Here is a 25231-nt window from a genome sequence, read left to right as displayed (position 1 = left end):
ATGAGGTTCTCCTGAGGTCGATTTGCCCCAGCTTAGAAAGTACCGGCCAGAGCTCGCTTGATCGTTCTTGCGGTTTGGCAACGAAGTTCTAGCGGAGAAACTTGAGAAAGGCGAGCATCGCTGGCAGAGCGTGCCAGCCTGGGGCGAGAAATAAAATGCGCAAGAGGTAACGCGATAAACACATTGAATGAAGCGTTGAAGCAAGGGCGGAGATGCTAACAGGCAGATAAAGGGTTAAACGCCAAAATCAGGGAAGGTCCGTTCGATCTCGCTCTTCGAGTAATTGAAGCTCTCTTGGGTTATCGTGCCAATAACAGCAATTGACCCAATGATAGCCATCAGGATCAGGCCCAATAAAATGGCATATTCTACCGAGGTAGGACCGTCCTCGGAGCGGAGGAATTGGAAGATGTGCGAGAGCATGGAACCGTTCCTCTGATCATGAAAGGAGCGACAAGAAAAGCGTAAACGTGAATTCCTTGCCCAAGCTGGGTGGTTCCACGGGGGTAGTCAGCACAAACATACGTCGATTTCGGCATGAGTGCAAAAAATAAGAATTCCCGGTATATTATGTGAGTTGACATATGTACAGCGTCTGGCTAGGCTGTACTGCAATAGAACCCTTCCATACCGGAAGGGGAGAATCGCGACGGATCAGGATCCTTGAACATGGCAAGTTCCCCATCGGCGACCGACCAACTCACAAAACGTCAATGTGACGTGTTCCATTTCATTCGCGAGAAAATACAAACGCGCGGATATGGCCCCACGGTACGCGAAATTGGTGAGGCATTCGAGATTAGCTCTCCCAATGGGGTTGTCTGCCATTTGAAGGCCCTAGAACGCAAGGGGTTGATCTCGCGGGAAAAGAACATGTCCCGGGCGATTCAGTTGCGGGCGGAAGTGGAAGAAGAAGTCGGTCTGCCTCTCGCAGGCCGAATTGCTGCTGGCGTTCTGCACGAAGCCATCGGCCAGGACGAACGGGTCGACTTTGGCACGATGTTCAATCGGCACGATCATTTCGTTTTGGAAGTCACCGGGGACTCGATGACCGAAGCCCATATCGACGACGGGGACTATGTCGTCGTAAAGCAGCAAGATTCGGCCAGGCCAGGGGATATTGTCGTCGCCGAGACAGACGACGGTGAAGCGACGCTCAAGTATTGGTACCCCGAAAAGAATCGCATTCGGCTGCAGCCAGCCAACAGCACCATGCAGCCCATCTACGTGAAAAACGCCAAGGTGCGCGGCGTGGTGATTGGTGTCGTACGGAAGTTCTAAAGAGTCCCGCTTTTATCCCGCAGTCCCCGCATGATTGCGTCTAGCTGGGCATGCGATGCAGAAAAGCCAGCTCACCAAAGGGATGAACTGGCTTTCTAATATACGGCTTGAGCAAACAGACGTCGGGAAACGTTCTAAGCAGTTCGCTCGCTGGCGGTGGCTTGATTCAGCTTGTTGTAAAGCGTTTTCAAGCTGATTCCCAGATCTTCCGCTGCTTGCGGCTTATTTCCTTCGTGTCGCTCTAAGGCTTCATGGATTGCTTGCATTTCCAGTTCGCGTAGCGACATGGGCCCCACGACAGCCCGGAGTTCGGGCATGCGCGCGGCCGATTGTTCGCTGAACCGACGTGGCAAGTGTTCTGGCTCAATCGGGAGTTGCTCGCACAAAATGGTGGCGTGCTCGACCACGTTGGCCAGTTCTCGCACATTCCCTGGCCAATGATGCGACTTCAGCGCACGAATGGTTTCGTTAGCGAAGACGGTGTGCGTCATTGGAATGGTTGGCCAAAAGCGTCGGCTGATATGTTCGGCGAGCAGCGGGATGTCTTCGGTTCGTTCTCGCAGCGGGGGCAATTGAATTTCAAAGGTGTTGATGCGGAACATCAAGTCTTCGCGGAAATCGCCATCGCGAACCATGTCTTCAATGTGGCGATGCGTCGCGCTGATAATACGAACGTCGACCTTGATCGAACTGTTTTCACCCACGCGGCGGATTTCGCCTGTTTCCAGCACACGCAAAAGTTTGGCTTGCAAGGATTTCGGCAACTCGCCGATTTCGTCCAGAAAGAGGGAGCCACCATGAGCGACCTCGAACAGGCCGATGCGTGTTTCTTCCGCTCCGGTAAATGCGCCTTTGCGGTGACCAAACAATTCGCTCTCGATCAGGTTCTCAGGCAACGCGCCGCAGTTCACGGCAACGAACGGTTGGGCGTGGCGCAGGCTTTGATCGTGAATCGCCTTAGCGACGAGTTCCTTGCCGGTACCAGTCTCTCCTCGAATCAGCACGGCCGAATTCGAGGGGGCAACTTTTGAAATCATCTTGTTGACGACTTCCATCGGCCGTGAGTCGCCAATGAGTTTCGACTTCCCTTCGATCCGATCGAGGCGACTGGTAAGCGCTTTGATTTTGCGATCTTGTTCCCGTTTTTTCGCAACACCTTCCAGCAGCGTCTTGAGTTCCATCAAGCGGCATGGTTTGGTTAGATAGGCAAAAACCTTGAACTTTACCGCCGCGATAGCGCTTTCCGTCGACGATTTACCGGTTAGGATGATCGCTTCGGTATCTGGAGCCGAGCTTTTCGCTTTCTCGATGACGTCGATTCCGCTCTTGCCTGGCATGTCGAGATCGACCAGGAGGCAGTCGAAATCTTCCTTTTCGAGCACCGCGATCGCTGTGACGCCATCGGGACAAACCGTAACGGTATGACCCAGTCGCGGTAGTTCGAGGCTCATCAGCTTTTGGAGCGATTTCTCGTCGTCGGCAAATAAAATCTTCAGCCCTTCAGGCTGCTTGGCGTTTTCGCTCATTGTGCTTACTTGCTTCCCTGCATGGCAGCGTAAAACTAAACTCGCTTCCGAGGCCTGGTCCTTCGCTCTTCGCATCGATCTGACCTCCATGGTCGCTCACAATACGGTACGAAATGGAAAGCCCCAGACCCGTCCCTTGGCCATCCCGGCGTCGGGTGAAAAATGGCTCAAACAAGTGACGACGAACTTCGTCGGACATGCCACAGCCGTCGTCTTTGACGGTAACTTTGACTTGGCCTCGTTCTTCGCCGATCTTTACCAGTACGGTTCCGCCTGGATCGATACTATCCAAGGCGTTCGTAATTAGGTTCAGCACGACTTGCTTGATTTCCGGCCCATTGACCGGAGCGAGGGCGACTTGGTCGTCCTCGAAAATCAGGTTTTTCTCGCGGTACTTGCCCAAGTGGCGAACCATATCGATGACGCCTTGGACGAGTTCACGGATGTCCGTTTCGGTTTTCTCGACATCTCCTAGACGTGAGAAATCGAGCAAACGTTCGGTGATTTCCTTACAGCGAAACGCTTCTTCCTCGATCATGCCGAGGTAAGTCTGTAATACGGTGACATCGCAGTCGCGGAACTGAGCTTCTTCCCCTTCGCTCAGACGCGAGCGAAGCGATTCAGCGCAGAAGGCGATCGAGGCCAGAGGATTGTTGATTTCGTGGGCGACCCCAGCGGCCAGGAAGCCGACGCTGGCCAATTGTTCGCTGCGGACGACTTGATTGGTGCGGTCTTTAACTTGCTCGTTTAAGTTTGATTCGATGGCCTGAAATCGGTGGGTCATCGCGTTCATGGCGTCGGCTAGGATGGCTAGTTCTGCGTGCCCTTCCAGTTGAATACGGTGGTCGAAGTCACCATTTGCCACACGACGCGAGCCATCCATCAAAATCTTTAACGGACTGAACAGCCAACGCCAGCTTGCGTAAACGGCAAACGCGATCGCGCACGCGGTTAGGAACATGACCAACACCGAAACCGTTATCCAGGTTCGGTATTGCGAACGGACTTCGTCTTTGAGTTGCTGCATGTCCTCGATCAGAAAGCTCGGCAGCTTTTTAGCCAGTCCGTGGAGATGATCTGCTTCACTGGAAAGCTGATCGAGTTTCATCTTGTTCGAGAACCAATCGGAGCCGCGATTCAAATCGGATAGCTTTTGCAGGGAGCCATGGATCTCGCCGATCGTGTTTCGTTCGTCGGAATCGTCGCCGATATCACTATCGCCGGCGCCACTCCGGTCAAGCTGGTCTTCGTAACGCCGCAAGGCTTCTTGAGCGGCGGAGAATTTGATACGGAATTCCTGCGTCAAGAGTTCGTCGAGGGCAGAATTGTGGAAGACAAAGTCTTCCGAATGCTTGGCTTGGTTTAACGCGTGCCGCAAATCGGTTACGGCCAACGAGAAGTCGATCGCCAGAGGCAATTCAACCGACCGGGCGCTAATATCCCGTGCGACCTGACGATACGAGAGTCCGCCGGTGAAGGTCGTGGTGAATAAGGCAACGACCAATACGGCCAGCACAATGCCGCCGATGATCAGTTTGTGTCGAAGTGGACGTCGGTTGAGCACCGCGACCTCCTTGTCGCAGAAGCACTATTCAGCCGGCGGAAATCGGAGCCGGTTGATCCAATACGCACACGATAGGTAATGAGTGCGTGGAGAGAGTCTAGCAGCCGCTTTGCAAAATTTACAAGAGCGATGTGCCGGAAAACTATGGAAATCGATCGTTCCACCATGCTGTCATCAAAAAAGGGGATCACTCACATGCGAGCAATCCCCTTGGAATTGATAGCTAAGAAGCAGGCTTAGATCACGCCAAGCGGGCCGGTTGAGTCACCAAAATCAGGATCTTGAATGCCCATTTTATGCATCATCGAGACGAACAGGTTCGCCATTGGGGTGCGGTCTTCCGCTTTGAGCTGAACGTGGCGATCGGTTTCTAACAGGCCGCCACCTTTGCCAGCTAAGATAACCGGCAGGTCGTCGTGTCGGTGACGATTGCCGTCGGACAAGCCGCTGCCGTAGACAATCATCGAATTATCTAGCACCGAGGCGCCAGAAGGATCTTTCATGCCACGTAGCTTTTCTAAGAAGTAGGCAAGCTGTGTGACATAGAATTGATCGATCTTGGCCAGCTTGTCGATCCATTCTTGGTTGTCGCGGTGGTGGGATAGGCTGTGATGCCCTTCCGAGACACCAATGTCTTTAAAGTTGCGATTGCTGCCGTCATGAGCCAGCATGAACGACGCGATGCGAGTCGAGTCGGTTTGGAACGACAACGCTAGCAAGTCGAACATTAAGCGAATGTGCTGAGCATAATCTTGCGGAATGCCTGCGGGGACTTCCATTTCGGTCTTCGGCAGATCGCGGAACTGCTCCGACGTTTCAATGCGACGTTCGATTTCGCGGACGCCGGTTAGGTACTCGTCCAGCTTGTGGACATCGTTTCGGCCCAGTTGCTTCGACATCGACTTGGTTTCTCCCATGACGAAGTCAAGCACCGAGCGGCGTTCAGCCATACGGCGATCGAAGTTTTTTTGGCGGTCTTGGTCATCGCCACGGCCAAACAGACGCTCGAAGACCAAGCGAGGGTTCGATTCTGCCGACATCGGCGAGTGCTTCGTCCGCCACGAAAGGTTGAACTGATAGGCACACGAGTAGCCAGAGTCGCACGAACCCGACTTTCGTGCCCCATCGCAGGAAAGCTCAAGCGAAGGGAGACGAGTTTGGTGTCCCAAGTGCTTTGCCATTTCTTGGTCGATCGAAATGCCAACTTCAATATCGGAACCGGCCGTTTTGCGAGGACGGGCCCCGGTCAGGAAGCTGGCATGGGCCCTGGCATGGTCACCGGCGCCATCCCCTCCGGCAAACCCGTTCGAGTGAGCCAAGCCGCTCACCACTTGGAACTCGCCACGCAGCCCTTCCAGCGGCTTCATGGTTTGATTCAGCTTATAATCTTTGCCGGTTCCTTCGGGGAACCACTTGGGCAGGATCACGCCGTTGGGCACATACAGAAAGGCAGATCGCAGCGGGTCTCCGCCAGGTGTCAACGCAGGGCCTGAAGCTGTGCTTTTGGTGGCCGCTTGCAAGCTCGTCGGCATCCAACTTTCCATCGCAGGTAGAGCGACAGCTAGTCCCAGACCTCGCAGGAAGTGGCGGCGGGAAGGCTTCATGGTCATGGCATCATATCCTTCTGAAATGCTCGGCTGGCCGGTCCGTTGGTGAACCGGCAGGAAGGTTGTCGGGCAGGATCAGCGGGCGGACGACAAGAGGTTGCCGTCACCGCGACGTTTCTGGAAGGGGGCTGTTTCTACAATGGTGTGAATCGTGTCGCGAAGCTTGCCATCGTTGGCCAGCATCCGCTCGACGATTAAATCGACGGTGGGTGTGTCGTAATACTCTAAACCCCGCCCGAGGGCGTAGGTAAGCAGCTTTTCGGTTAAACAGCGATAAAAATCGACTTTTCGTTCGGTGGCAAGGACCTTCGAGAGCTCGCGGACACTGGTAAACTCTTCGCCAGTGATCAACTTTCCCTTGGTGTCAATCTCTTGCCCATTGTCATCTTCGCGGTATTGGCCAATATAGGTGAACTTTTCCAAGGCCAAACCTAAGGGATCCATTCGGGAATGGCACGACTTGCACAAAGCTTCGCTACGGTGAAGTTCCATCTGCTCGCGCATCGTCAGCTTGCGACCACGTTCTCGCACAGCTTCCAACGCGGGAACGTTGGGCGGAGCAGGGGGAGGGGGCGTGCCCAGAATGTTATCCAAGATAAACAGCCCTCGCTTCACCGGCGAAGTCCGCGTCGGATTCGAGGTGACTACCAGAACGGTGCCTTGCGTGAGAATGCCACCGCGGACGCTGTCCTCGGGGAGGTCAACTTTGGTCATGCGGCGATCGTCCAGACCCTTGATATTTTCCAGGCCGTAATATTTGGCCAGGGGCTTGTTGAGGAACGTATAGTCAGCCGTTAGCAGTTCGCTGGCCGAGCGATTCTCTTTTAAAATGTACTCGAACAGCATGTCTGTTTCTTCACGCATTGCACGACGGACAGTGCGGCTGAACACGCGTTGTGCTTCCCCCAGGTCTGACAGCTTCAAGGCCCGACGAGCGTCGATGCTGATCCCTTCGACATCTTGCGATTGAAGCCATTGGCCGACAAAGCGGTGGATAAACCGTTCCGACTTTTTGTCGGCCAGCATGCGATCGACCTGGGCATGCAGGTTCTCGCGCAGTTTTCCCTCTGCGGCCAGCTTCATCAGTTCGTTGTCGGGCAGCGAGCACCACAGGAAATAGGACAAACGCGAAGCAAGTGCGTACTCATCGATGGGCACCACTTGGCCAGGGTTGTTCGGTTCAGGCTGAATTTCAGCACGAAACAGAAACTGCGGCGAAATAAGCATCGCGGCAAAGGCCTGGGCGATTCCATGTTCGAACTTACGTCCCTCCAGCAAGTCGATCTTGCGTTGGATATCGACCAAGCGGTCCAGTGTCGCTTCGTCGACGGGGCGACGGAATGCTTTGGTAGCGTAACGCTTCAAGATCTTGCGAGCGTACTCGTCTCGTTCGGCCCGGTCGTTGGTCGGGGGGCCGTCGAAGAAAATACGTTGGTACTTCTCGCTCTTCTGGTCATCAACCGGCACGACGGCTGCCACGATCTCTTGGGCCGCATCGAAGTATTTTTCCGTCATCAATGGCGAGATAGTAAGCACGTCGCCAATCGTATCGAAGCCGTAGCCGGTGTCGTCCGGTGGAAAGGCTTCGTCGACGTTATACTCGTAGCCAAACAGGTCTTGGATCGTGTAGCGGTATTCGTCCCGGTTCAGCCGGCGAATGGTCACCCGGCCAGGGTCCGGCTTGGAGGGATCAAGTTTGAAGACCTGCGATTCTATCCAACGCCCAACGAGGTTAGCTTCTTCCTGGGAAGGCTGATCCTCATCCGCCGGGGGCATGGTTTGGGCTCGCAGATTCCGCCATACAGAGAGCCACGTTTTATGGTCGGAAATTCGTTCCTGATCGGAAGCAGCGTCGAGGCCATCGAAATTGATGTTCCCCTCTTCCGCACCATCGGCATGGCATCCGTAGCAGTAGTTTTCCAAGATTGGCTTAACATCAGCGAACGAGAGGGCCTGCGTTTTTTCAGCAGCACTGCTATCGTTGACAGCAAAGCAACTCAGCGCGAGCGTCAGTACCAACACCTTAGTGATAAAACGAAGCATGAAAATTCTTAAGGAGGGACGAAGCGTAAATCTTCGTTAGGTGGCAAGTTGTCGGCGGCGGGTAACTACGGGAGGGGCTATTGCCGCGACTATATAGGAAGGCTGTAACTATCTATCGTAGGAAGTGTTGTCTCTGAAGTAAAGATTTATTCGGCAATCCCAATAACGCCTCCAGAGGGTGGTAAGCTTGCCAAGTGCAAGCCCCAGCCGCAAATGGGCCGTTTTGTGAGCAAGAATCTCGTAAACGTCCCCTTGGTCGGTGTAAAACCCCTTTGATCCCGGATATGGATTAGACGTCGGTGAGCGCAATTCAGTTTCATCAAATCGAAAAGCGATTCTCTCCCGAAAGCTTAGTGCTGTCGGTGGATTCGCTGGAAATTTCCGCCGGGGAATTTGTCTCCCTTGTGGGGCCTTCCGGGTGCGGTAAATCGACTTTACTTCGCCTGGTGGCTAGTCTCGATTCACCTACCCAGGGGGAGCTTCTTCTGGATGACGGGGCCGACATCGAACGTGCATTCGTCTTTCAGGATGCCAATCTGATTCCCTGGCGAACTGCCTGGCAGAACGTGCAACTACCGTTAGAGCTTCGGCGATCGCTAAACTCTGCCGACCGCCAGAATATTACCGCTGCCTTGCAATTGGTCGGTTTGCGGGAGGAAGATTTTGAAAAGTATCCTCGAATGCTTTCTGGTGGGATGCGAATGCGGGTTTCACTTGCCCGCGCATTGGTGACCGAACCGAGAATCTTGCTGCTGGACGAGCCATTTGCGGCGCTAGACGATTTACTACGGAACCAACTGAACGAACAGCTGTTGGAGATCTGGCAGCGACAAAAGTGGACGGGGCTTTTTGTGACCCATAATGTGCCGGAGGCGGTCTTTTTGAGCCAACGAATTTTAGTGATGCACGCCAGGCCAGGACGAATTGTGGCCGACCTGAAAGTCCCCTTCGAGTTTCCGCGAACGAGCGAACTGCGGGCCGATCCAGCCTTTGCCCGCTTCTGTGGCGAGGTCGTTGGTCACCTCGCAGGAGTTGCCCACGCATGAGCGAAGACCGCTTTACCTGGCGTTCGATCGTACTGCCGGCACTTGTCTTTGTATTGACGCTTGCCGTGTGGGAGGGGATTGTCCTAACGGGTGTTCTCGAAACGTATATCTTGCCCAGCCCCTACAGCGTGGCGCAAACCATGTGGCAGCGAAGCGAGGACTTGGCAGGCTACACTTTTCGCACCGGCGTAGTGGCGATCAGCGGATTCCTTACTTCGGTGGTCTTGGGGGTGGGCGTCTCGCTGGTCTTCTCGCAATCGTCCCTCATCCGACAAAGTGGGTATCCCTACGCTATTTTCTTTCAAACGGTCCCGATCGTTGCCGTCGCTCCGTTGGTGATCGCAATCTTCGGTTACGGCATGCTCAGCGTCGTGGTTGTCACCACGATGATTAGTCTCTTTCCGATCATCACTAGCACGACCACCGGACTGGTAACGGTCGACCAAGGGTTGCTCGATTTGTTCCGTCTGAACAACGCCACCCGCTGGCAGATCTTGTGGAAACTGCAGTTCCCCGGGGCGATTGGTTATCTGCTAACCGGGATGAAAACCAGCGCCGGTCTGGCTGTGGTAGGAGCGATCGTGGGGGAATTCTTTGCTGGGTATAGCAGTGGCGGGCAAGGGCTGGGATACTTCATTCTGATTTCGCAAAATCAAACGAGCACCGCCAATCTGTTTGCGGGGACCATTTGCAGCACACTGTTGGGCGTGATCGTTTTCGTGTCGATATCGATTCTCGGACGCGTGTTGCTACGGCGTTGGATTGGAGAAAGTTAGCCATGCTTAATCGCATGATTTTCGGACTGCTACTAGCCGCGATGCTACTCGTTGTTGGTTGTGGCAAAGCCAAGCCGGCGACAGAAACCGTCGACGGAAAAACATTGCGCAAAGTTAGGTTGGCCCTCAACTGGTTTCCGGAAGCGGAGCATGGCGGGTTTTACACTGCGCAGCTTAAGGGCTATTTTGCCGAAGAAGGGCTCGATGTCCAAATCATACCAGGCGGGCCAGGGGCTCCGGTGATTCCTCAAGTCGCTCGTGGGGCGGTGGAATTTGGCATTGCTTCGGCGGATCAAATTCCTCTGGGGCGGGCCGAAGGGGCCAAAGCCGTTGCCTTGATGGCGGCAATCGATCAGAGCCCACGCTGTTTCCTCGTGCACGAGGCATCCGGCATTAAAGCATTGGAAGACTTGCAGAACTGTACCCTCGCGATGAGCAGTGGTCGGGCTTTCGCTGAGTACTTGAAGAAACACGTACCGCTGAAAAACGTCCGCATCGTCCCTTACGATGGCAGTATCACCGCGTTCCTGCGCGACCCCAACTTTGCGCAGCAGGGATACGAATTCAGCGAACCGTTTCTCGCGACCGAAGCCGGGGCAAAGGTTCGCGTGCTGCCGATCCGCGATATTGGCTTTAACCCGTATACGAGTGTCTTGTTTACCTCCGATAAACGCAAGCAAAGCGACCCGGAGCTCGTTGCCGCCATGACTCGGGCGTGCATCCAAGGCTGGAAAGCGTACTTAGCCGATCCGCAGGAAACCAATCAGCATCTGCAATCGTTAAACCCAGAGCTTTCACCCGGGGTGCTGAGTTTTGGTGTTCAAGCCATTAAGCCGCTGACCAATGTGGACGAGCCAAGCTATGGTCAAATGACGCTCGAACGCTGGAAGACACTTACCGACCAGTTGGTTGAAATCGGCATGTTAAAGAAAGACATCGTCAAACCGGAAGAATGTTTTTACGAGGCAAAATGAGCGATACGATATCTGACGACCAATGCACGATGTTCCTCGTTCGTCACGGGGCGACTGAGTTGAACTTGAAGGTCCCGACCGTGTTGCAAGGCAACGGCATTGATGGGCCGTTGGCCGCGATTGGTCGCGAGCAAGCTGCGCTGACGCATCAGTTTTTAAGCCCCTATGCGTTCGATGCCGTGTATGCCAGCCCGATGGTTCGGGCTCAGGAGACGGCCAGCATCATTGCCCCTGGGCATGCCGTATCGATCGTGCCAGAGATCATCGAAGGCGACGTTGGACGTTGGTTGGGGAAGAACTGGGATGAGATCGCCGCCGAAGATCCTGAAGAGTACCGCAAGCACTTGGAAGACCCGGCGGCTAATCCTTATCCCGAAGGGGAATCGGCCAACGATATCGCCCAGCGAAGCGTCCCGGCCATCACCAAGCTAATGCAAGAGAACCTCGGCAGGCGAATCTTGGTGGTAGCCCATAGCATCGTGATTCGCGTGGTGCTGGCTCACTTGTACCAGATTCCGCTGAAGTCGTACCGCGCGATCGAACTCGATAACTGTTCGGTCAGCCGATTGCATTACCACCAAGAGAAATTGAAAGTGATCGTCGCCAACTCGAACTTTCACCTCGATCCGCTATGTCAATAGTCGGCGTATGGATCGTCTGGGATTCGCATGACGATCTCTTCCAGCCGCTGCTCTAGTTCGGCCTGACCATCGACGATGTTCGCTTCGATGATCAGTGCCCAAAGTGGCTTTTCGGCCAGGCGATCGACGCCGACTTTGACTAGGTCCTTGTGCGTGCAAATCACCGCCGCGATGTCATCGTGCTGAGCGACCCACTGCTGGAGGTTGCTGACATCTTCGCCATCAAAGTGGTAGTGATCGTCGAATTCGCGCAGCTCGACCACTTCCATGCCAGCTTGGGTAAGCGTATGCCGAAATCCGCTCGGGTTGCCGATGCCGCAGAATGCGAGCACCTTTTGGCCACGCAGTGAATCGATGTCGGCGGATTCGCTGCTGGCGCTGAGTAGGCGACTTGGTTGATGTCGCATCTCGACCAGCGTGGCGTCGAGGTCGAGCTTCCTGATTTGCTCCCAGATGGCCTGACGTTGCCCGTCGCTGACCATGTCACCTCGGGTTAACGCAATCACATCGGCCCGGCGTAAGCTGGTGGTGGGCTCCCGCAAGGTGCCACGAGGGAAGAGGTAGCCGTAACCAAACGGCGCAGTGGCATCGATCAGCACAATATCGAGATCGCGGGCAATCCGCCGATGCTGAAACGCATCGTCCAGCAGGAGAACCTGAGCGGCCAGTTCCTCGGCAGCCACCTTTGCGGCAGCCACGCGATCAGGGTTTTGCAAATGGGGAACATCGGGCAGCAATTGTTCGAGTTCCAGGGCTTCGTCGTTCTGGGTCCCTTGTTCGGCACCATAGCCGCGACTAATCAGCGTAACGCGAAAATCTCGTTCGCGAAACCAACGGGCCAGCCAGGCAACCAGCGGGGTTTTGCCGGTTCCGCCAAGCGTAAGATTGCCGACACTGATGACCGGCACGTCGATCTTCTCGCTCGGCTTGGCTTGCGAATCGTAACGACGGTTGCGAACCGACATGCCGATCCCGTATCCAAGTGAGGCCAGCCAGAGCGTACCACGCAGCAGCGAGGCGCCAATTCCCTTGCGCTGGCCGCTAACAATCTCTTTAAAGTCTCGTGCGGTAAGCATGGTTCTTAATATGCCAATAAGAAAAGGACAGGCCTAGCGGTAGACCTGTCCCTTGGTTGATTTCAGCTTTCCAGCTTAGGTTAACCTCTCAGCTTGGCACAAATGGCATCGGCCATTTCTTGCGTGCCAACGGCCGTTGGGTCGTCGCGGTGTGGCTTCAGGTCGTACGTGACGTCCTTGCCTTCTTTGATCACGTCGGCCACGGCTTGTTCCAAACGTTTGGAAGCATCGACTTCGCCCATGTGCTGTAACATCAGCATGCCAGACAAGATCAATGCGGTTGGGTTGACCTTGTTCAGGCCTTTGTACTTCGGAGCCGAACCGTGGGTGGCTTCAAACACGGCCCCTTCCGGACCGATGTTGGCACCTGGGGCAACACCCAAGCCACCGACCAGGCCAGCACCCAAGTCGCTCAGGATATCGCCGTACAGGTTCGGCAGAACGATCACGTCGTACAGTTCTGGCTTTTGAACCAACTGCATGCACATGTTGTCGACGATACGTTCTTCGAATTCGATATCTGGGTAGTCCTTGGCGATTTCCGTGGCCGTGGCCAGGTACAAACCGTCCGAGTACTTCATGATGTTCGCTTTGTGAACCGCCGTCACCTTTTTGCGACCGTTCTTCTGGGCGTAGTCAAACGCACAGCGAACAATCCGTTCAGTCCCGCTCACGCTGATCGGCTTAATCGAAACGCCGGTTTCCTCGAAGCCGGTTTTAATCTTGCGATCGGATGGCAGGTTGTTGATGAACTCGATCAGCTTTTCCGTTTCCGGCTTGCCCTTCTCGAATTCGACGCCAGCGTACAGGTCTTCGGTGTTTTCACGGACAATAACAATGTCGACACCGACTTCGCTGAAGTAGCTGCGAACGCCGGGGTAGTACTTGCAAGGGCGAACACAGGCGTATAAGCCCAGTTCCTGCCGCAAGTAAACATTGATGCTGCGAAAACCAGTTCCTACGGGGGTGGTGATTGGGGCCTTCAAGGCGCAGCGAGTGCGGCGAACGCTATCGATGGTCGAATCAGGAATCGGCGTTCCGGTTCGTTCCATGACGTCGATGCCCGCTTCTTGGACATCCCAGTTGATGGCAACACCAGTCGCATCGACACACTTACGGGCGGCTTCCGCCAATTCAGGACCAGTACCGTCGCCGGTGATGAGGGTTACGTCGTAGGCCATGAGGTTTTCCTGGCAGCAGGGGGGAGAATCTTGGTGGACTAGCTAACATTGGCGAAATAACGCCTAGCAAAGAGCCCAAGTTAGCAGACGAAAACCCCCCGGTAAACCTGGCGCCGTGGTTTACCGCCTAGAGAACTGACCGAGGAAACTTACCGAATCGTTGTTTCCGGCAGCAATGCAAACGGATCGGCGACTATCTGTGGAAGGGCATTGATCAGAAATATGCCTATTGGGGCCTGCCCGCTTGACTCGAAGCTTAATAGCCTGTTGAATTTTTCAGATCGGCTGCGTTATTGAGATGGTGCCGATCGTGGCAGTGTGAATTCCTCGACATATCTCGTGGATATGCCTGCGGATTGACGCCTTACACTCGCACCAATTTCAATCACTCGCTCACGAAGCAGAAAATCAACAAGCTGCTAGGATTGAAACCCTGAACGCCTAAAAAGCAAGACCAACGACCGGCAATTCACCAGTCATTGGTCTTCCAGGTTTTCAAATACGTTGCTGCGTCCGCTTTACTGGCCGATGCAGTACAGCGACTTGTTCGTTCGCAGGTAAATCTTATTGTTCACCACGGCGGGGCTGCCGTTGGCGATTGAGTCGTCGAATTCAAACTTGTTGATGGCGATCAACTCGTACGATGGGGCGGCGGCTAGGACATAGGTTCCTTCTTCCCGGGTGACGTAGTACAGCTTGCCGTCAGCTACCACGGGTGAAGCGTAAATCAGGCCAGGGCGGGGCTCCATCCGTTCTTGATAGATCAGTTCGCCGGTCTTGGCATCGGCACAGTAGGCCACCCCTTTGCTTTCGCTGGCCCAGTAAAGGTAGCCTTCGTGATAAGTGGGGGAGGAAACGTTCGAGCCTTTGTCGAGTTCCCATACAACGTTGGTTTCGGTCACGTCGCCGCTGCCGCCTGGTTTGATGGCAATCGCCGAATTCTTACGGGCTCCGATCGCCACGACCAGTTCCCCTACCGGAATCACGCTAGGGCAGATGTAGTCGTCGATCCCAGTGCAGTGCCACAGCTCTTTACCGGTGGCAGGGTCCAAGGCACGGACGAAACCTTGTTCGCTGTAGATCAACTCCGGGCGGCCGTTCGCTTCGATTAGGATCGGCGTGTTCCATGAACGGTTTACACCTTGATGCCGCCACACTTCCTTGCCGGTCTTTTTATTGAGGCCGACAATCGCATCTCCTTCGACGCCAGCGTTCAAGATTACCAAGTCCTTGAACAGCACCGGCGAGTTGGCTGTGCCGAACGCGTGGATCTTGTCGCCGAGGTTTACCGTCCAGCGGTGCCGACCATCTAAATCGTAAGCCGCAGCGCCGGTGGTGCCGTAGTAAACATAAACGCCGGTGTCGTCAACGATTGGCGTGCTGGAAGCATAGCCATGCAGGGCCACGAAGCCAGAGAAATCACTCTCGTGCTCGACGTTGGCCGGGAGGGCTTCGTCCCAGATGATCTCGCCGCTTTTCTGGTCGAGGCAGACCAAGTGGCGTTTCAGATTCTTTTTGTCGCCTGGGTTTTCTTCACTGAGGCCGTAACCGCTGTAACAGGTCACGTAGATTCGATCGCCGAAGATCACCGGGCTCGATGCCCCAGGGCCTGGCATGTCGGTCTTCCATACGATGTTCTTTTCGTCGTCCCATTCGGTCGGAACGTTTTCGACCTGGGCGATCCCGGCTTGGCTAGGCCCACGAAAACGAGGCCAGTCGGCGGCTTGCACAGCGGCTGTCACTCCGAGCAGAGTGACGACAGCCAAGAGAGTTCCAAAGTTACGATGCATCGACCAAATCCTTTATGGGCGGGTAGTGTTTTTTGGCGAACCGAAGATGGGTGTTCTCCGGATTATAGACTTTGCCAGAAAGAGTCAAAACTACCAAGCCGAGACTGGGACTGCGGCATTGTTGTGAGCGACCCTCGCTCGGGCTATGCTGAGGCAAGGTGGCATGGTTCGGGCTTTCCGTGTGTTGGGAGAGATTCGATATGGGATTTTCGTTTCGCAAATCGTACACATTCGGCCCGTTGCGGGTGAACTTGAGCAAGTCTGGCGTGGGCTTTTCGTTCGGCGTGAAGGGGCTGCGAGCCGGGATGAATTCCACTGGACGAAAGTACGTTTCAGCCGGTGTGCCTGGTACTGGGGCTCGGTACTACAAATCGACCAAATCGCTCTCAGGGCTGTGGAACTCGTGGTTCGGCGGCGAAGACAAAACGGAAGAAGCTGAGCCGAAGAAGAAACCGGCCAAAAAACTGAAGAAAAAAGAATCGTTCTGGTAAAAGGCAATCATTGATGAAGGCTAAGTTTATTCGTATCTTTCGCACCGCCAGTTCGGAGCGTTTCCTGCTGCACGACGACGTCGACCAGGAACTGGGAATGATCGATCTCCACTTTCTGGCCAACGGTACCGTAGCCGGCAATTTGTTCCTCGTTGCCGAGAAAGTCGACAACGAAGCAGGTATTCGTGAGTTGCTGGAACAAATCGACGAACAACTAGTCCCCGCCGCCAGCTTCAAAGACGCCAACCTCTCGTTCACCGTCACCCAAGGAGAGCTAGTTGGAACGTTCTCGAGCGAGTCAGACGAGTAGCAGAGAGGAAGGGCTTTTCCTACGGATATCGCGGATAAGAACCATCAGCCGATTCGCTTGAGGCGAAGCAAGCCTTGGCAGCGATAACGGTATCATGCGTGGTTCGTCTTCCCTCTGGGCACTTGCGATCCCCAGGCGAGGCATTCACAATACGACTTCCCGCTCAGGGAATATAACTTTATAGAGATTTTTTACGCGACTTTAGCTGGACCAGCGAGATGACCTCGACGCCCCAAGTGATTTTGACCGGTTTTGCGGATGAATCTGCGAATCAGAAAACCGCCGAACAGCAGTTCAGTGCATTTGCCGCGCTGGGGCTGGAATATTACAGCATCCGTTTCATCGATGTCGGCAACGGCATTAAAAACGTGATGGAGCTAACCAAGGCCGAAATTAACAAGATTCGGACGCTCGAAGGGGAATATGGCTTGAACGTCTCGTCGCTCGGTTCGCCGATCGGCAAGGTCAAGCTGTTGGATATCGAAGACGGTACCAAGAACCGTTTCGTCCCGTTTGATAAGTACCTAGCTAAAGATGTTAACAAAGCCTGTGAGCTGGCCCATGCGTTTGAAACGAAGCTAATCCGTGGCTTCTCTTTCTATCATCCTAAAGGAACCGACCCGCGCGAGCACATCTCGCAGGCGGTTGATCAATTGGGGCAAATTGCTGAGGCCTGTCACCGGAGCGATCTAACCTTTGGCTTGGAAGTCGAAGCGAACCTGATCGGCCAAAATGGCGACATTCTGGCCGAGATTCACAAGAAGGTGAATCACCCGGCCATGATGCTGATCTTCGATGCCGGCAACCTGGTCTGCCAAGGCTACACGCCTGACGAAGTGTACGATCAGTACATGGCCATGAAGCCAGGCATGGGCTGGATGCACGTTAAGGATTACAAGATCACCAAGCCGGTCGGTGAAAAGGGGCACATCGACGAAGACGCCCTGAAGAACTTTGTGCCAGCCGACTTGGGCGATAGTGCTTACGAACGAATCATGCGTGACTTCGCATCCTCGATTCCAAAGCTAGAAAAGAAGCTGAAGAAGCGTGGCATCCCTGGCGTCTTCTGCGACCTGGAACCGCACGTCAAAGGTGGCGGACAATTTGGTGGCTTCAGCGGACCAGATGGATTCGGCGTGGCATTGCGTGGCTTCTGTCGTGTTCTCGATTTCGCTGGCGTCGGCTACCACCTCCGCGACTACGACGACATCATCGCCGCTCGCGGGTTTTGATATGCAATAACTCGCAAAGCGGAAATGTCTAATATTAAGGCAGGTTTGTTCCTTGGGATGGCCTGCCTTTTTGCTTGATTGGCCCACGCATAACTGAAATGTCATGTCCCGCGAAAGAATTACCATCGGTGGCTGTCCCAAGTGCAAGTCGGATCTGCTGACTTGCCAGCACAATCATTTCCAGAACGATGAACTGGAAATCCACTCGTGGGAGCACAAGTGCCCTGATTGCGGCTTCCGCCAAACCGAAGCGTTCCGCAGCGACGACGAAGACGAACCATTCGATCCGATCTTGGCCAGTAAGTGCCCTTTTTGTGGCCGTCCGGCGAACGATTGATAGCGAGGGGAGCTACCAAGATCAAAGGGGAGCCCTATAGCAGTTCCCCTGCGGTGACAACAAAGCAGCGGGCATCTTCTCGCTGCTTTGGCTTTAACCTGCCAACTTCTTGGCAAACACCCTTAGGCGGTTAGACTTGAAATTGTCCGACGAGTGTTTGCAGTTCGCAAGAGATGCCAGTGAGCGCTCCGCTATGCGATTGGGTCTCGCTGGCTCCCTGCGAAACGCGGAGGGCCCCTCCATCGACCGAAGTCACGGAACGGGCGATTTCTTCCCCTGCCGTAGCGGACTCGCTGACCGAGCTGGAAACGTTTTGGGCAGCAGAATTTGCTAAGGCAACGCTACGGGCAATCTCTTGAGTGGTCGCCGATTGCTCTTCAACCGCAGCGGCAACATCTTGGGAAATCTTATTTAATCTCTCGACAACTTCCCGAATTGATTCATTCGACTGGATCGATTCCGTAGAAGCAGATTGAATACGAAGTACTCGGTTTTCGATATCCTCTGTGGCGTCTCCGGTTTGGCGGGCAAGTTCTTTGACTTCGCTGGCCACGACCGCAAATCCTTTTCCCGCTTCGCCTGCCCGGGCCGCTTCGATGGTCGCATTCAAAGCCAGTAAATTGGTCTGTTCAGCAATGTCTTGAATCAGGATCACCACATCACCAATCTCGTTGGCTGCCGAGTTAAGCTCATTCAATAGGCTCCTTCCTGAGTCGGACAAGTCGTGCGCTTCTGTCGCGATGTGGCTAACTTGGTCCATGCTGTTGGCAATCTGGCTGATGCTGATTGACATCTCTTCCACCGCACTGGAAACGGTCTCCATGTTGGCCGACATGTTCATGGCGTTCTCCGAGAGCTTTCGCATGTTGATCGAAAGTTCCTCGGTAGCGGCTGCAGCGGATGTCGATTGCGACTTCGTTTCGCTAGAGACGGTCGCCATGCTTTCAGCGGTTAATGTCATATCTTGAGCCGATTGCGAGATTGCTTCACTGTTTCGGGCCAGGGCCTGCATGGCGTTCTGCAAGTTCTCGACCATGTGATTCACCGATCCGGACATTTTTCCAACTTCATCCTGGCTCGTAATTTCTAATCGCTGGCGGAGATCCCCCTCTGAGATCGCCCCCAGAATGGTCATCACGCGACGAATGGGTAGCACGATCGAACGGCTTTGCAACACCGAAATCGCCAAGCCCAGCACAATTGCTCCGAAGCTGACCACCGCCACAGAAATAAGCGTGGTTTGGTTCGACGCTTCCACGATCGGTCCGAGGTTGTCTTGCTCGGCGGTGATTTTGCCATTGAGCGTGCCAGCCAGATTCGCGACTTGAGGCCCAAACACATCCAACCTTTGTTGCACCAACTCGCGTTCCTGCGTCAAGGCCGCTGCCATTTCGCTGTAGGCTTTTTGGTAGACTTGGCTTTCTTCGCTTAGGTTGGCCAGCAATTTCCGGCGTTCGGGGTTTTGTAGCTCAGAGTCAAGCGTGTTTAGGTTCGCGGATAATTCGTCGATTGCGCGATGGGTTGCTGTATCGAATTGGGGATCTTTCGAGGTAATCAACTTAAACACATTCAAGCGAGCGTTCATCAAATCGTTTAACGCGACGCCAGCCAGACTTGCGGCAACGACATCTTGATCGGCTTGAGCGGAAGTAATAATAGACTTCAACTGCTGGACCATTTTGGGGCCCTCTTGATCAAGAACCTCACTACGTTTCGCGTCTCGAATGCGCCGATACTCGACGATCTGAGAGAATGCCTGGTAATATTCATTCGCCGCGTTGCGTATCTCGTCTAAGATCTCCTTCAGTTCCGGTGCAGAAATACGTTGATCCGCTTGGGCTATGAAGGCATCGATTTCTTCTCTTTTGTTGGCGAACTCGGCGACAAACTTCGGGTTGCCGGAAATGTCGAAGTTTTTGGCGAGCAACCGCATCTGCATGATCCGGTCTGTAATGTCAGAACAGAAATTAGAGTCACGGGCCAAGCTTCGATAGCGACGAAATCCAGAGGAGGCATCACTAATTCCGTACCACGCCACGCCCGTCGAAATTGCCATTAGCAACAAGATAATTGCGAAACCTGCCACGGTTTTTTGCAAGATACTAAGACGACTCAACATTTTGTTCTTCCCCGCTTGAACGTTTATCTTGGATCACCGTCGTTACTCATTGGCCGCAGGAACCAAGATTTCAATTCCAAGAATGCTTGAAAGCACTTCGCAGTGCGTAACTAGGGTTAAGTAGGATAAACTTGACAATCCCTCTGTAGAGAGTGTGAGTTTCAAGCTATATTGCGGAGAACCACACCCGCATAATTAGTACATCAGGTACAGAGTCTATGCAGATGATGTGTTTTGGGCCTGTTGTCATCGTGGGCGACTTGGGGCAGAAATACCTTCCTGCTGCGATATTTGGCGATTCGCCAGATCACAAGATGTTGTGTCGTATCAATGTCGCAAGGTACGCAGCAGCAGCCAGCCACCGGCGACTAAGAGGGTTAAATTACCCAGCCAAACAGCCACCGCTGGCCAATCGCCATCTTTAGCGCGGTCGACCCCCAGGGCCATAAGCGGGTAATAGACCAACAGCACCGGCACGAATGCAGCGAAGAAGCTCGACACGAAGTCGGCATTGCGTTGTCGAATGGCCAGGGGAATGCCAAGTAGGGCGAAGCAAAAGCAACTAAAACCATTGGCCCAACGGCGGTGAGGTTCCGTTTTCAGGCGGTTAATCTGGGACGCAGACCAATTCTTTTCTTTTATCCAGTAGGACCAAGTCGGATCATCCTCGTGGGGGACTTGGCCGGTCACCAAGCAGGCAGCTCCTTTGGCGGCCAGCACTTGGGCTACTTGGCGATGGTAGGTTTTCATCTTCCCACTCCACATGGGAATCTTGCGCATTGGCTGATGCGCCGCGTCGCGAATTCCTTCGACGGCGGTGGGGTCGACCAGAGGAATCGAGGTGGTGAACTCACCAGGGTGCTCGAATACTTTTCCTTCTGGCCCCGTCGAACGAATCCGGCTATCGGTCAGCGTTATGAGAACCTGGTTATGTTCTGGATCGGATTCGAGCTTGGCCGTTCTGGCCGAGATTGTCACGATCCCTTGTTCACCTGATTTGACGATCGAAATCTCTGGGCGGATGAGTAGGTCGCCTTCGACGTCGCGCACCAAGATCGAGAATTTGTCGTTGTGAAACGATTTCTTCGTTTTCAGCACGCTGTAAACAATGTCGTCGACCGATTGCATCACCACATGCCGCAAGCCGCGATGGCCCCAACTAACGGCGATATCGTTCAGCCAGACACACGTGACCGAGAAGATAAACGCGATAACCAAACCCGGCATGATCAACGTCATAGGGCTGATGCCGGCGGCTTTGAGGGCGTTTAGTTCGTTGCTAGCACTCACGCGACCGTAAACATTGCACACCGCGAACAACATCGTTCCCGGCACAGCAAAACGGAGAGCGTTCGGCAGTAGATAGGGAACGGCCTTGATCAGGGCGAGAAAGCCCAGACCTTCCTTGAGTGCCTGCTGACCGAGTCCCACGAACAGCAGAAGCGAAGTCAGGACGAACAGCGACAGAAAGAAAACTTTCAGTAGCTCTTCGACGATATAGCGTTGCAGAATGCCCATTCGCGATCGAAATCCATTTCGACCCGATCTCAGCACCGTGCCGAGAAAAGAATCGGCTGATACTGTAGCAGCAACGTGAATCTGAGGGAACGTCGTTCAGCTAATATCGGGGCGGGAATCTTCTTCCAAGGGGTTTTTGGCCCCGTTCTGCCCGCGTATTTGTGCCATCAACGAACCTACTCCCAGCAGATAATGACGCGAGGCTTGGTAGTAGTCTCCCTTTTTCATTTCGGTGTCGGCATGACTACCAATCTGATGGATCGCTTCCCAGTCGATCGTCCACTTATTCGTTTCGGCGGCTTCACTGAGTTCGTCGTATAGAATCTTCAAATTCAGGGCCACCTTCGAGTCAGCATGGCAGGGGGTCTCGGAGTAAGGCCCTTTGCCAAAACGAAATTTCTTTTTGACCGGTAGCTGGACCAATTCGCCGGTAAAGCGGTAAACCAAAGCGAAGATCAGAGAGAAGATGGTGATCAACACTCCGCCCAGCGTAATAAGCGGTTGATGCAGGTAATAGGCTAACCCGCTCGCTAACAGTATCAACAGCAACCCAATCCACAGTGCCCGCGGAATGGGACGCATGACCCGCTCCACTGGCGGCGGAGGAAGGTCTTCTTCGTTGATGAGAGGGTCGTTTTTGCAAGGATCGTTGGCGAGCTTCTCACCGGTCACCTTCACCACGATCACCGTAATATTGTCTGGCCCTCCTCTTAGGTTGGCCAAATCAATGATTATTTGCGCTGCTTTGGTCGGTTCCAGGGAATGCAGGATCAGGGCGATTTCCTCATCGCTGACCGGGCCAGAAGCCCCGTCGCTGCACATCAGGAACGTGTCTCCGACTTCTAGCGGGAAAGCCCCTTCCAAATCGACTTCTACTTCTGGCGAAGGCCCCAAAGAACGGGTGATCACATTTTTGGGGATCGCGGCGTAGACTTCCTCGGAATACTCTTTGCCTTGCGTGGCCGCTTTGATTTCCCAGGCCATGCTGTGATCGAAGGTGAGCTGCTCTAGCTTGCCGCGCCGCAAACGATAGATGCGGCTATCCCCCACATGCCCTAGCACAGCTCCTTGCGGTAGCAGTAGCAAGCAACTGCACGTGGTGCCCATCTTATGAAACGCGGCGTTCGACTCACCTCGGCGATTGATGATCGTGTTCGCCTCTTCAATGGACGCCGTTAGGGCCATTGCCGGTTTCTTGTCGATATATTTCTTATAGAGATGTCGAATCTGTTCGACCGCGATTTCGCTTGCCAGCTCTCCGGCTGCGTGCGCGCCCATCCCATCAGCCACGATGAACAAATGTCCTCGCCGCTGCCAATCCTCCCACGACGGCGTAAGCGCCACGCCGTAGTGATCTTGATTGTTAGAGCGTCGCATCCCCACGTCGCTTAATGCGGCGACCTGAAGACATCCTGCCCATTCATGCTTTTCGCTCTGGGCCATACTGGCGGAAACCTACTCGATCCTCATGCTCCTAGGGACAAGTCGACGGCGACTTGATCGCGATATCGACTCGCGGAGTTTCCCTGCTTCCCTTAATTATCGGTGCGTCCCCACAGGGGGCCTCATCGCGTAAACGATATTTTATGGGAAGCCCTCGATAATAAACCGGGCCGCTAGCAAGTACAACTCGCCGTTGTTCCCGAAATTTGCTCGTCTTGCGGGGAATTTCCTGCGAAAGATCACCCATATAATCCTGGGCCAGTGGCATGGTATGGCTACCTTTTCGCCTAATTTCTATACCCAGGAAAACTATCTGGCGGCAAATCGACACGATCGCTACAATCCCGCCCCACGCGAAGTTTCGCGGCCTCTGGTTTCAGGATAGCTCATGGGTCCATTTTTCCCACAAAAATCGACCGTTTTTCATCGCATTAGCGTGCTGGCGTTGTTGGCCATCTTGCTGGCAAGCCCAGGCTGCGTCCGGCGACGTTTTACCGTGCGCACCAACCCGCCAGGGGCTGTGCTGTATGTCGACAATCAAGAAATCGGCGTCACTCCGGTAGCGACGGGCTACACCTACTACGGCACGCGCGAAATCCGCCTAGAAAAGGATGGCTACGAGCCGGTCGTCCAACTGCATGAGTTTAGAACGCCTTGGTACGAGTATCCTGGCCTCGACTTCATTTCCGAAAACATCGTTCCTTGGGAAATCCGCGACCAACGCGATCTCGACTTCGAGATGGTGCCGCTTCGTATTGTGCCTAAGGAAGAACTGCGTGCCCGGGCCGAGCAACTGCGGGCCAACGCGCAAGCTGGCTTCACCACGCCACTTGCCCCGCCGCAACAATCGTATGTCCCTTCTGCGGTTGTCCAGCCACCAGCGCAACGCATTCCCTATTGGGACGAACTTAATCAACCTCAGCCGACTCCAGCCGAGATGTTGCCGAATCCGCCTTCTTCTGGCATGAACAGCTTGCCTTCCGGGGGGTATGAGTTGCCTCCGCTGCCGGCAAGCTAATAAGGCAGTCGTTGCCATTCTCTGAGAAAAGCTGAGGCTTTTTAGCTAGCATATTGCTTCGCAGTGATCTTTTTGCATCCTGTCAAGTTTTTTCTGCTCCGCGCAAACGATTAATTATCTTGCGCATCTAGGCATTTTTTCCTAGGCTTAGACCGCTAACCTAGGAACTACCTCAACAAGATGCCATGGAAAAGTCGTCGAGCCCCACTCATACGCAAGGACCCATCTTTCATTCATATTACTGCGTAATGGAGCGATTATGCCTTCCTCTTGCCTTATTCGTCGTGCCCGAGGGTTTACCCTTGTCGAACTTCTAGTGGTCATCGCGATTATTGGCGTGTTGATCTCTTTGCTGTTGCCAGCCGTCCAGCAAGCTCGAGAAGCTGCTCGGCGGATGCAGTGTTCTAACAATTTGAAGCAAATTGGATTAGCACTGCACAACTATCACGACACCTATCGCTGCTTTCCAGCAGCATTCTATCGAAGCGACAATCCAAAACTTTCGTCGCGTTACGGACCGGGCTGGGGCTGGGGAACGATGATCTTGCCACAGTTGGAGCAAAACAGCCGTTTCGATAACCTGCCGGTGAGCACGGCGAATGCTTCGGACGCAGCCAGTATTCTGCAATATTCTCAGCCATTCATTCCCGCGTTTCGCTGTCCGAGTGCTCCGGGAGGGAATCTAAATGAATCGTTACCGAGCTCTTCCTCATATCCTGCTCACGGCATATCAACCTACAAAGCAGTTTTTGGTACGCGTAACATGCAGTCCACCTACAGCGATGATGGTGATTGTACTTTCGTTGCCGGGAGTTGTCCGGGCAACTACGAGAACGGTTTCTTTGGTCCGAACAGCAAGGTCAAGCTGCGCGATATCACCGACGGAACGACGAATACTTGCATGATTGGCGAAACGCCTTACGGGATCACCGGGCGAAAGCGTGATGACAAACTAGTCGATTACCGTGCCTCGGTGTGGATTGGCTTGACGAACAACGGTAGCTCGAGTGCTGGCTCACCGAGTGTCTACCATATGATGAGCACGCTCCGCGGTGTCCAGGCCAACGGTTACAAGAGTCAACTTTATTTGATCAACGGCGTCAGCATCTACGCTTTCGGTTCGCATCATCCAGGCGGTGCGATGTTTGCCATGGGAGATGCCAGTGTTCGTTTCATTACGGAGACGACCGAGCACTCGATCGTTAACAACCTTGGCCAGCGAAACGATGGCAACGTTCTGGGCGAGTTCTAATCGCCA

At 54.1% G+C, this 25231-nt stretch carries 22 protein-coding genes; 11 read left to right on the top strand and 11 right to left on the bottom strand.

Going from position 1 to position 25231, the window contains the following annotated elements:
- Window positions 1-234: 234 nt before the first annotated feature.
- Window positions 235-423 (bottom strand): Flp family type IVb pilin, encoded by a 189-nt coding sequence (locus tag DTL42_RS26775; protein ID WP_234824189.1) that lies wholly within the window; start codon window positions 421-423, stop codon window positions 235-237.
- Window positions 424-669: 246 nt separating this feature from the next.
- On the opposite strand from DTL42_RS26775, the gene lexA reads away from it, so the two are divergent.
- Window positions 670-1281 (top strand): transcriptional repressor LexA, encoded by a 612-nt coding sequence (gene lexA / locus DTL42_RS12755; protein ID WP_114369104.1) that lies wholly within the window; start codon window positions 670-672, stop codon window positions 1279-1281.
- A 134-nt stretch (window positions 1282-1415) separates the two neighbouring features.
- Here lexA and DTL42_RS12750 read toward each other — a convergent pair whose 3' ends face one another.
- The 4 genes from DTL42_RS12750 to DTL42_RS12735 all read right to left on the bottom strand — a co-directional run bounded on the left by DTL42_RS12750 (window position 1416) and on the right by DTL42_RS12735 (window position 8021).
- Window positions 1416-2807, bottom strand: coding sequence for a sigma-54-dependent transcriptional regulator (locus tag DTL42_RS12750; RefSeq protein WP_425305522.1), 1392 nt, complete (start codon window positions 2805-2807; stop codon window positions 1416-1418).
- A complete protein-coding gene (locus tag DTL42_RS12745) occupies window positions 2782-4371 on the bottom strand; it encodes a sensor histidine kinase (RefSeq protein WP_114369103.1) in 1590 nt (529 codons plus the stop codon). The genes DTL42_RS12750 and DTL42_RS12745 overlap by 26 nt, the downstream gene beginning before the upstream one ends.
- A 236-nt stretch (window positions 4372-4607) precedes the next feature.
- Window positions 4608-5981 carry a DUF1552 domain-containing protein gene (locus tag DTL42_RS12740; protein WP_114369102.1) on the bottom strand — a complete coding sequence of 458 codons (1374 nt, stop codon included), beginning with the start codon at window positions 5979-5981 and terminating at the stop codon, window positions 4608-4610.
- A 72-nt stretch (window positions 5982-6053) separates the two neighbouring features.
- Window positions 6054-8021 (bottom strand): DUF1592 domain-containing protein, encoded by a 1968-nt coding sequence (locus DTL42_RS12735; RefSeq protein WP_114369101.1) that lies wholly within the window; start codon window positions 8019-8021, stop codon window positions 6054-6056.
- A gap of 299 nt (window positions 8022-8320) precedes the next feature.
- Here DTL42_RS12735 and DTL42_RS12730 point away from each other — a divergent pair, with 299 nt between their 5' ends.
- The 4 genes from DTL42_RS12730 to DTL42_RS12715 are packed head-to-tail and all read left to right on the top strand — an operon-like array spanning window position 8321 to window position 11458.
- The gene (locus DTL42_RS12730; RefSeq protein ID WP_234824188.1) at window positions 8321-9067 is read left to right on the top strand and encodes an ABC transporter ATP-binding protein; all 747 of its coding nucleotides are present in this window, start codon (window positions 8321-8323) and stop codon (window positions 9065-9067) included.
- On the top strand, window positions 9064-9843 hold the full coding sequence (locus DTL42_RS12725; RefSeq protein ID WP_114369100.1) for an ABC transporter permease: 780 nt from the start codon (window positions 9064-9066) through the stop codon (window positions 9841-9843). Before DTL42_RS12730 ends, DTL42_RS12725 begins: the two co-directional genes overlap by 4 nt.
- Before the next feature lie 2 nt (window positions 9844-9845).
- Window positions 9846-10817 carry an ABC transporter substrate-binding protein gene (locus DTL42_RS12720; protein ID WP_114369099.1) on the top strand — a complete coding sequence of 324 codons (972 nt, stop codon included), beginning with the start codon at window positions 9846-9848 and terminating at the stop codon, window positions 10815-10817.
- Window positions 10814-11458 (top strand): histidine phosphatase family protein, encoded by a 645-nt coding sequence (locus tag DTL42_RS12715; RefSeq protein ID WP_158545353.1) that lies wholly within the window; start codon window positions 10814-10816, stop codon window positions 11456-11458. The genes DTL42_RS12720 and DTL42_RS12715 overlap by 4 nt, the downstream gene beginning before the upstream one ends.
- Here DTL42_RS12715 and lpxK read toward each other — a convergent pair.
- The 3 genes from lpxK to DTL42_RS12700 form a co-directional block, all read right to left on the bottom strand.
- On the bottom strand, window positions 11452-12534 hold the full coding sequence (gene lpxK, locus DTL42_RS12710; protein ID WP_114369097.1) for a tetraacyldisaccharide 4'-kinase: 1083 nt from the start codon (window positions 12532-12534) through the stop codon (window positions 11452-11454). The two genes, DTL42_RS12715 and lpxK, sit on opposite strands and share 7 nt — an antisense overlap.
- 80 nt (window positions 12535-12614) lie before the next feature.
- On the bottom strand, window positions 12615-13715 hold the full coding sequence (locus DTL42_RS12705; protein ID WP_114369096.1) for an isocitrate/isopropylmalate dehydrogenase family protein: 1101 nt from the start codon (window positions 13713-13715) through the stop codon (window positions 12615-12617).
- A gap of 518 nt (window positions 13716-14233) precedes the next feature.
- On the bottom strand, window positions 14234-15505 hold the full coding sequence (locus DTL42_RS12700) for a PQQ-binding-like beta-propeller repeat protein (RefSeq protein WP_114369095.1): 1272 nt from the start codon (window positions 15503-15505) through the stop codon (window positions 14234-14236).
- Between the two features lie 200 nt (window positions 15506-15705).
- Between DTL42_RS12700 and DTL42_RS12695 the strand changes: the two genes are divergently transcribed.
- The 4 genes from DTL42_RS12695 to DTL42_RS12680 all read left to right on the top strand — a co-directional run bounded on the left by DTL42_RS12695 (window position 15706) and on the right by DTL42_RS12680 (window position 17875).
- A complete protein-coding gene (locus DTL42_RS12695) occupies window positions 15706-15996 on the top strand; it encodes a DUF4236 domain-containing protein (protein ID WP_114369094.1) in 291 nt (96 codons plus the stop codon).
- Between the two features lie 13 nt (window positions 15997-16009).
- Window positions 16010-16306 (top strand): hypothetical protein, encoded by a 297-nt coding sequence (locus DTL42_RS12690; RefSeq protein ID WP_114369093.1) that lies wholly within the window; start codon window positions 16010-16012, stop codon window positions 16304-16306.
- Window positions 16307-16524: 218 nt separating this feature from the next.
- Window positions 16525-17538: a sugar phosphate isomerase/epimerase family protein gene (locus DTL42_RS12685; protein WP_114369092.1), complete on the top strand. Its 1014-nt coding sequence runs from the start codon at window positions 16525-16527 to the stop codon at window positions 17536-17538.
- Window positions 17539-17641: 103 nt separating this feature from the next.
- Complete coding sequence (locus tag DTL42_RS12680) at window positions 17642-17875, top strand: hypothetical protein (protein ID WP_114369091.1); 234 nt, start codon at window positions 17642-17644, stop codon at window positions 17873-17875.
- Between the two features lie 130 nt (window positions 17876-18005).
- Here DTL42_RS12680 and DTL42_RS12675 read toward each other — a convergent pair whose 3' ends face one another.
- The 3 genes from DTL42_RS12675 to DTL42_RS12665 all read right to left on the bottom strand — a co-directional run bounded on the left by DTL42_RS12675 (window position 18006) and on the right by DTL42_RS12665 (window position 22889).
- Entirely contained in the window at window positions 18006-19994 is a 1989-nt protein-coding gene (locus DTL42_RS12675; RefSeq protein ID WP_114369090.1) for a HAMP domain-containing methyl-accepting chemotaxis protein, read from the bottom strand.
- Window positions 19995-20321: 327 nt separating this feature from the next.
- The gene (locus DTL42_RS12670) at window positions 20322-21512 is read right to left on the bottom strand and encodes an LptF/LptG family permease (RefSeq protein ID WP_114369089.1); all 1191 of its coding nucleotides are present in this window, start codon (window positions 21510-21512) and stop codon (window positions 20322-20324) included.
- 96 nt (window positions 21513-21608) lie between these two features.
- Complete coding sequence (locus DTL42_RS12665; protein ID WP_158545352.1) at window positions 21609-22889, bottom strand: PP2C family protein-serine/threonine phosphatase; 1281 nt, start codon at window positions 22887-22889, stop codon at window positions 21609-21611.
- 454 nt (window positions 22890-23343) lie between these two features.
- Here DTL42_RS12665 and DTL42_RS12660 point away from each other — a divergent pair, with 454 nt between their 5' ends.
- Together DTL42_RS12660 and DTL42_RS12655 are read left to right on the top strand one after the other, a co-directional pair.
- A complete protein-coding gene (locus tag DTL42_RS12660; protein ID WP_114369087.1) occupies window positions 23344-23973 on the top strand; it encodes a PEGA domain-containing protein in 630 nt (209 codons plus the stop codon).
- Window positions 23974-24232: 259 nt separating this feature from the next.
- Window positions 24233-25225, top strand: a complete 993-nt coding sequence (locus tag DTL42_RS12655) for a DUF1559 domain-containing protein (protein WP_114369086.1) — start codon at window positions 24233-24235, stop codon at window positions 25223-25225.
- The last annotated feature ends 6 nt before the right edge of the window (window positions 25226-25231 follow it).

It is taken from the genome of Bremerella cremea (assembly GCF_003335505.1).
Lineage (GTDB): Bacteria > Planctomycetota > Planctomycetia > Pirellulales > Pirellulaceae > Bremerella > Bremerella cremea_A.
This window is presented reverse-complemented; position numbering and strand designations above follow the sequence as displayed.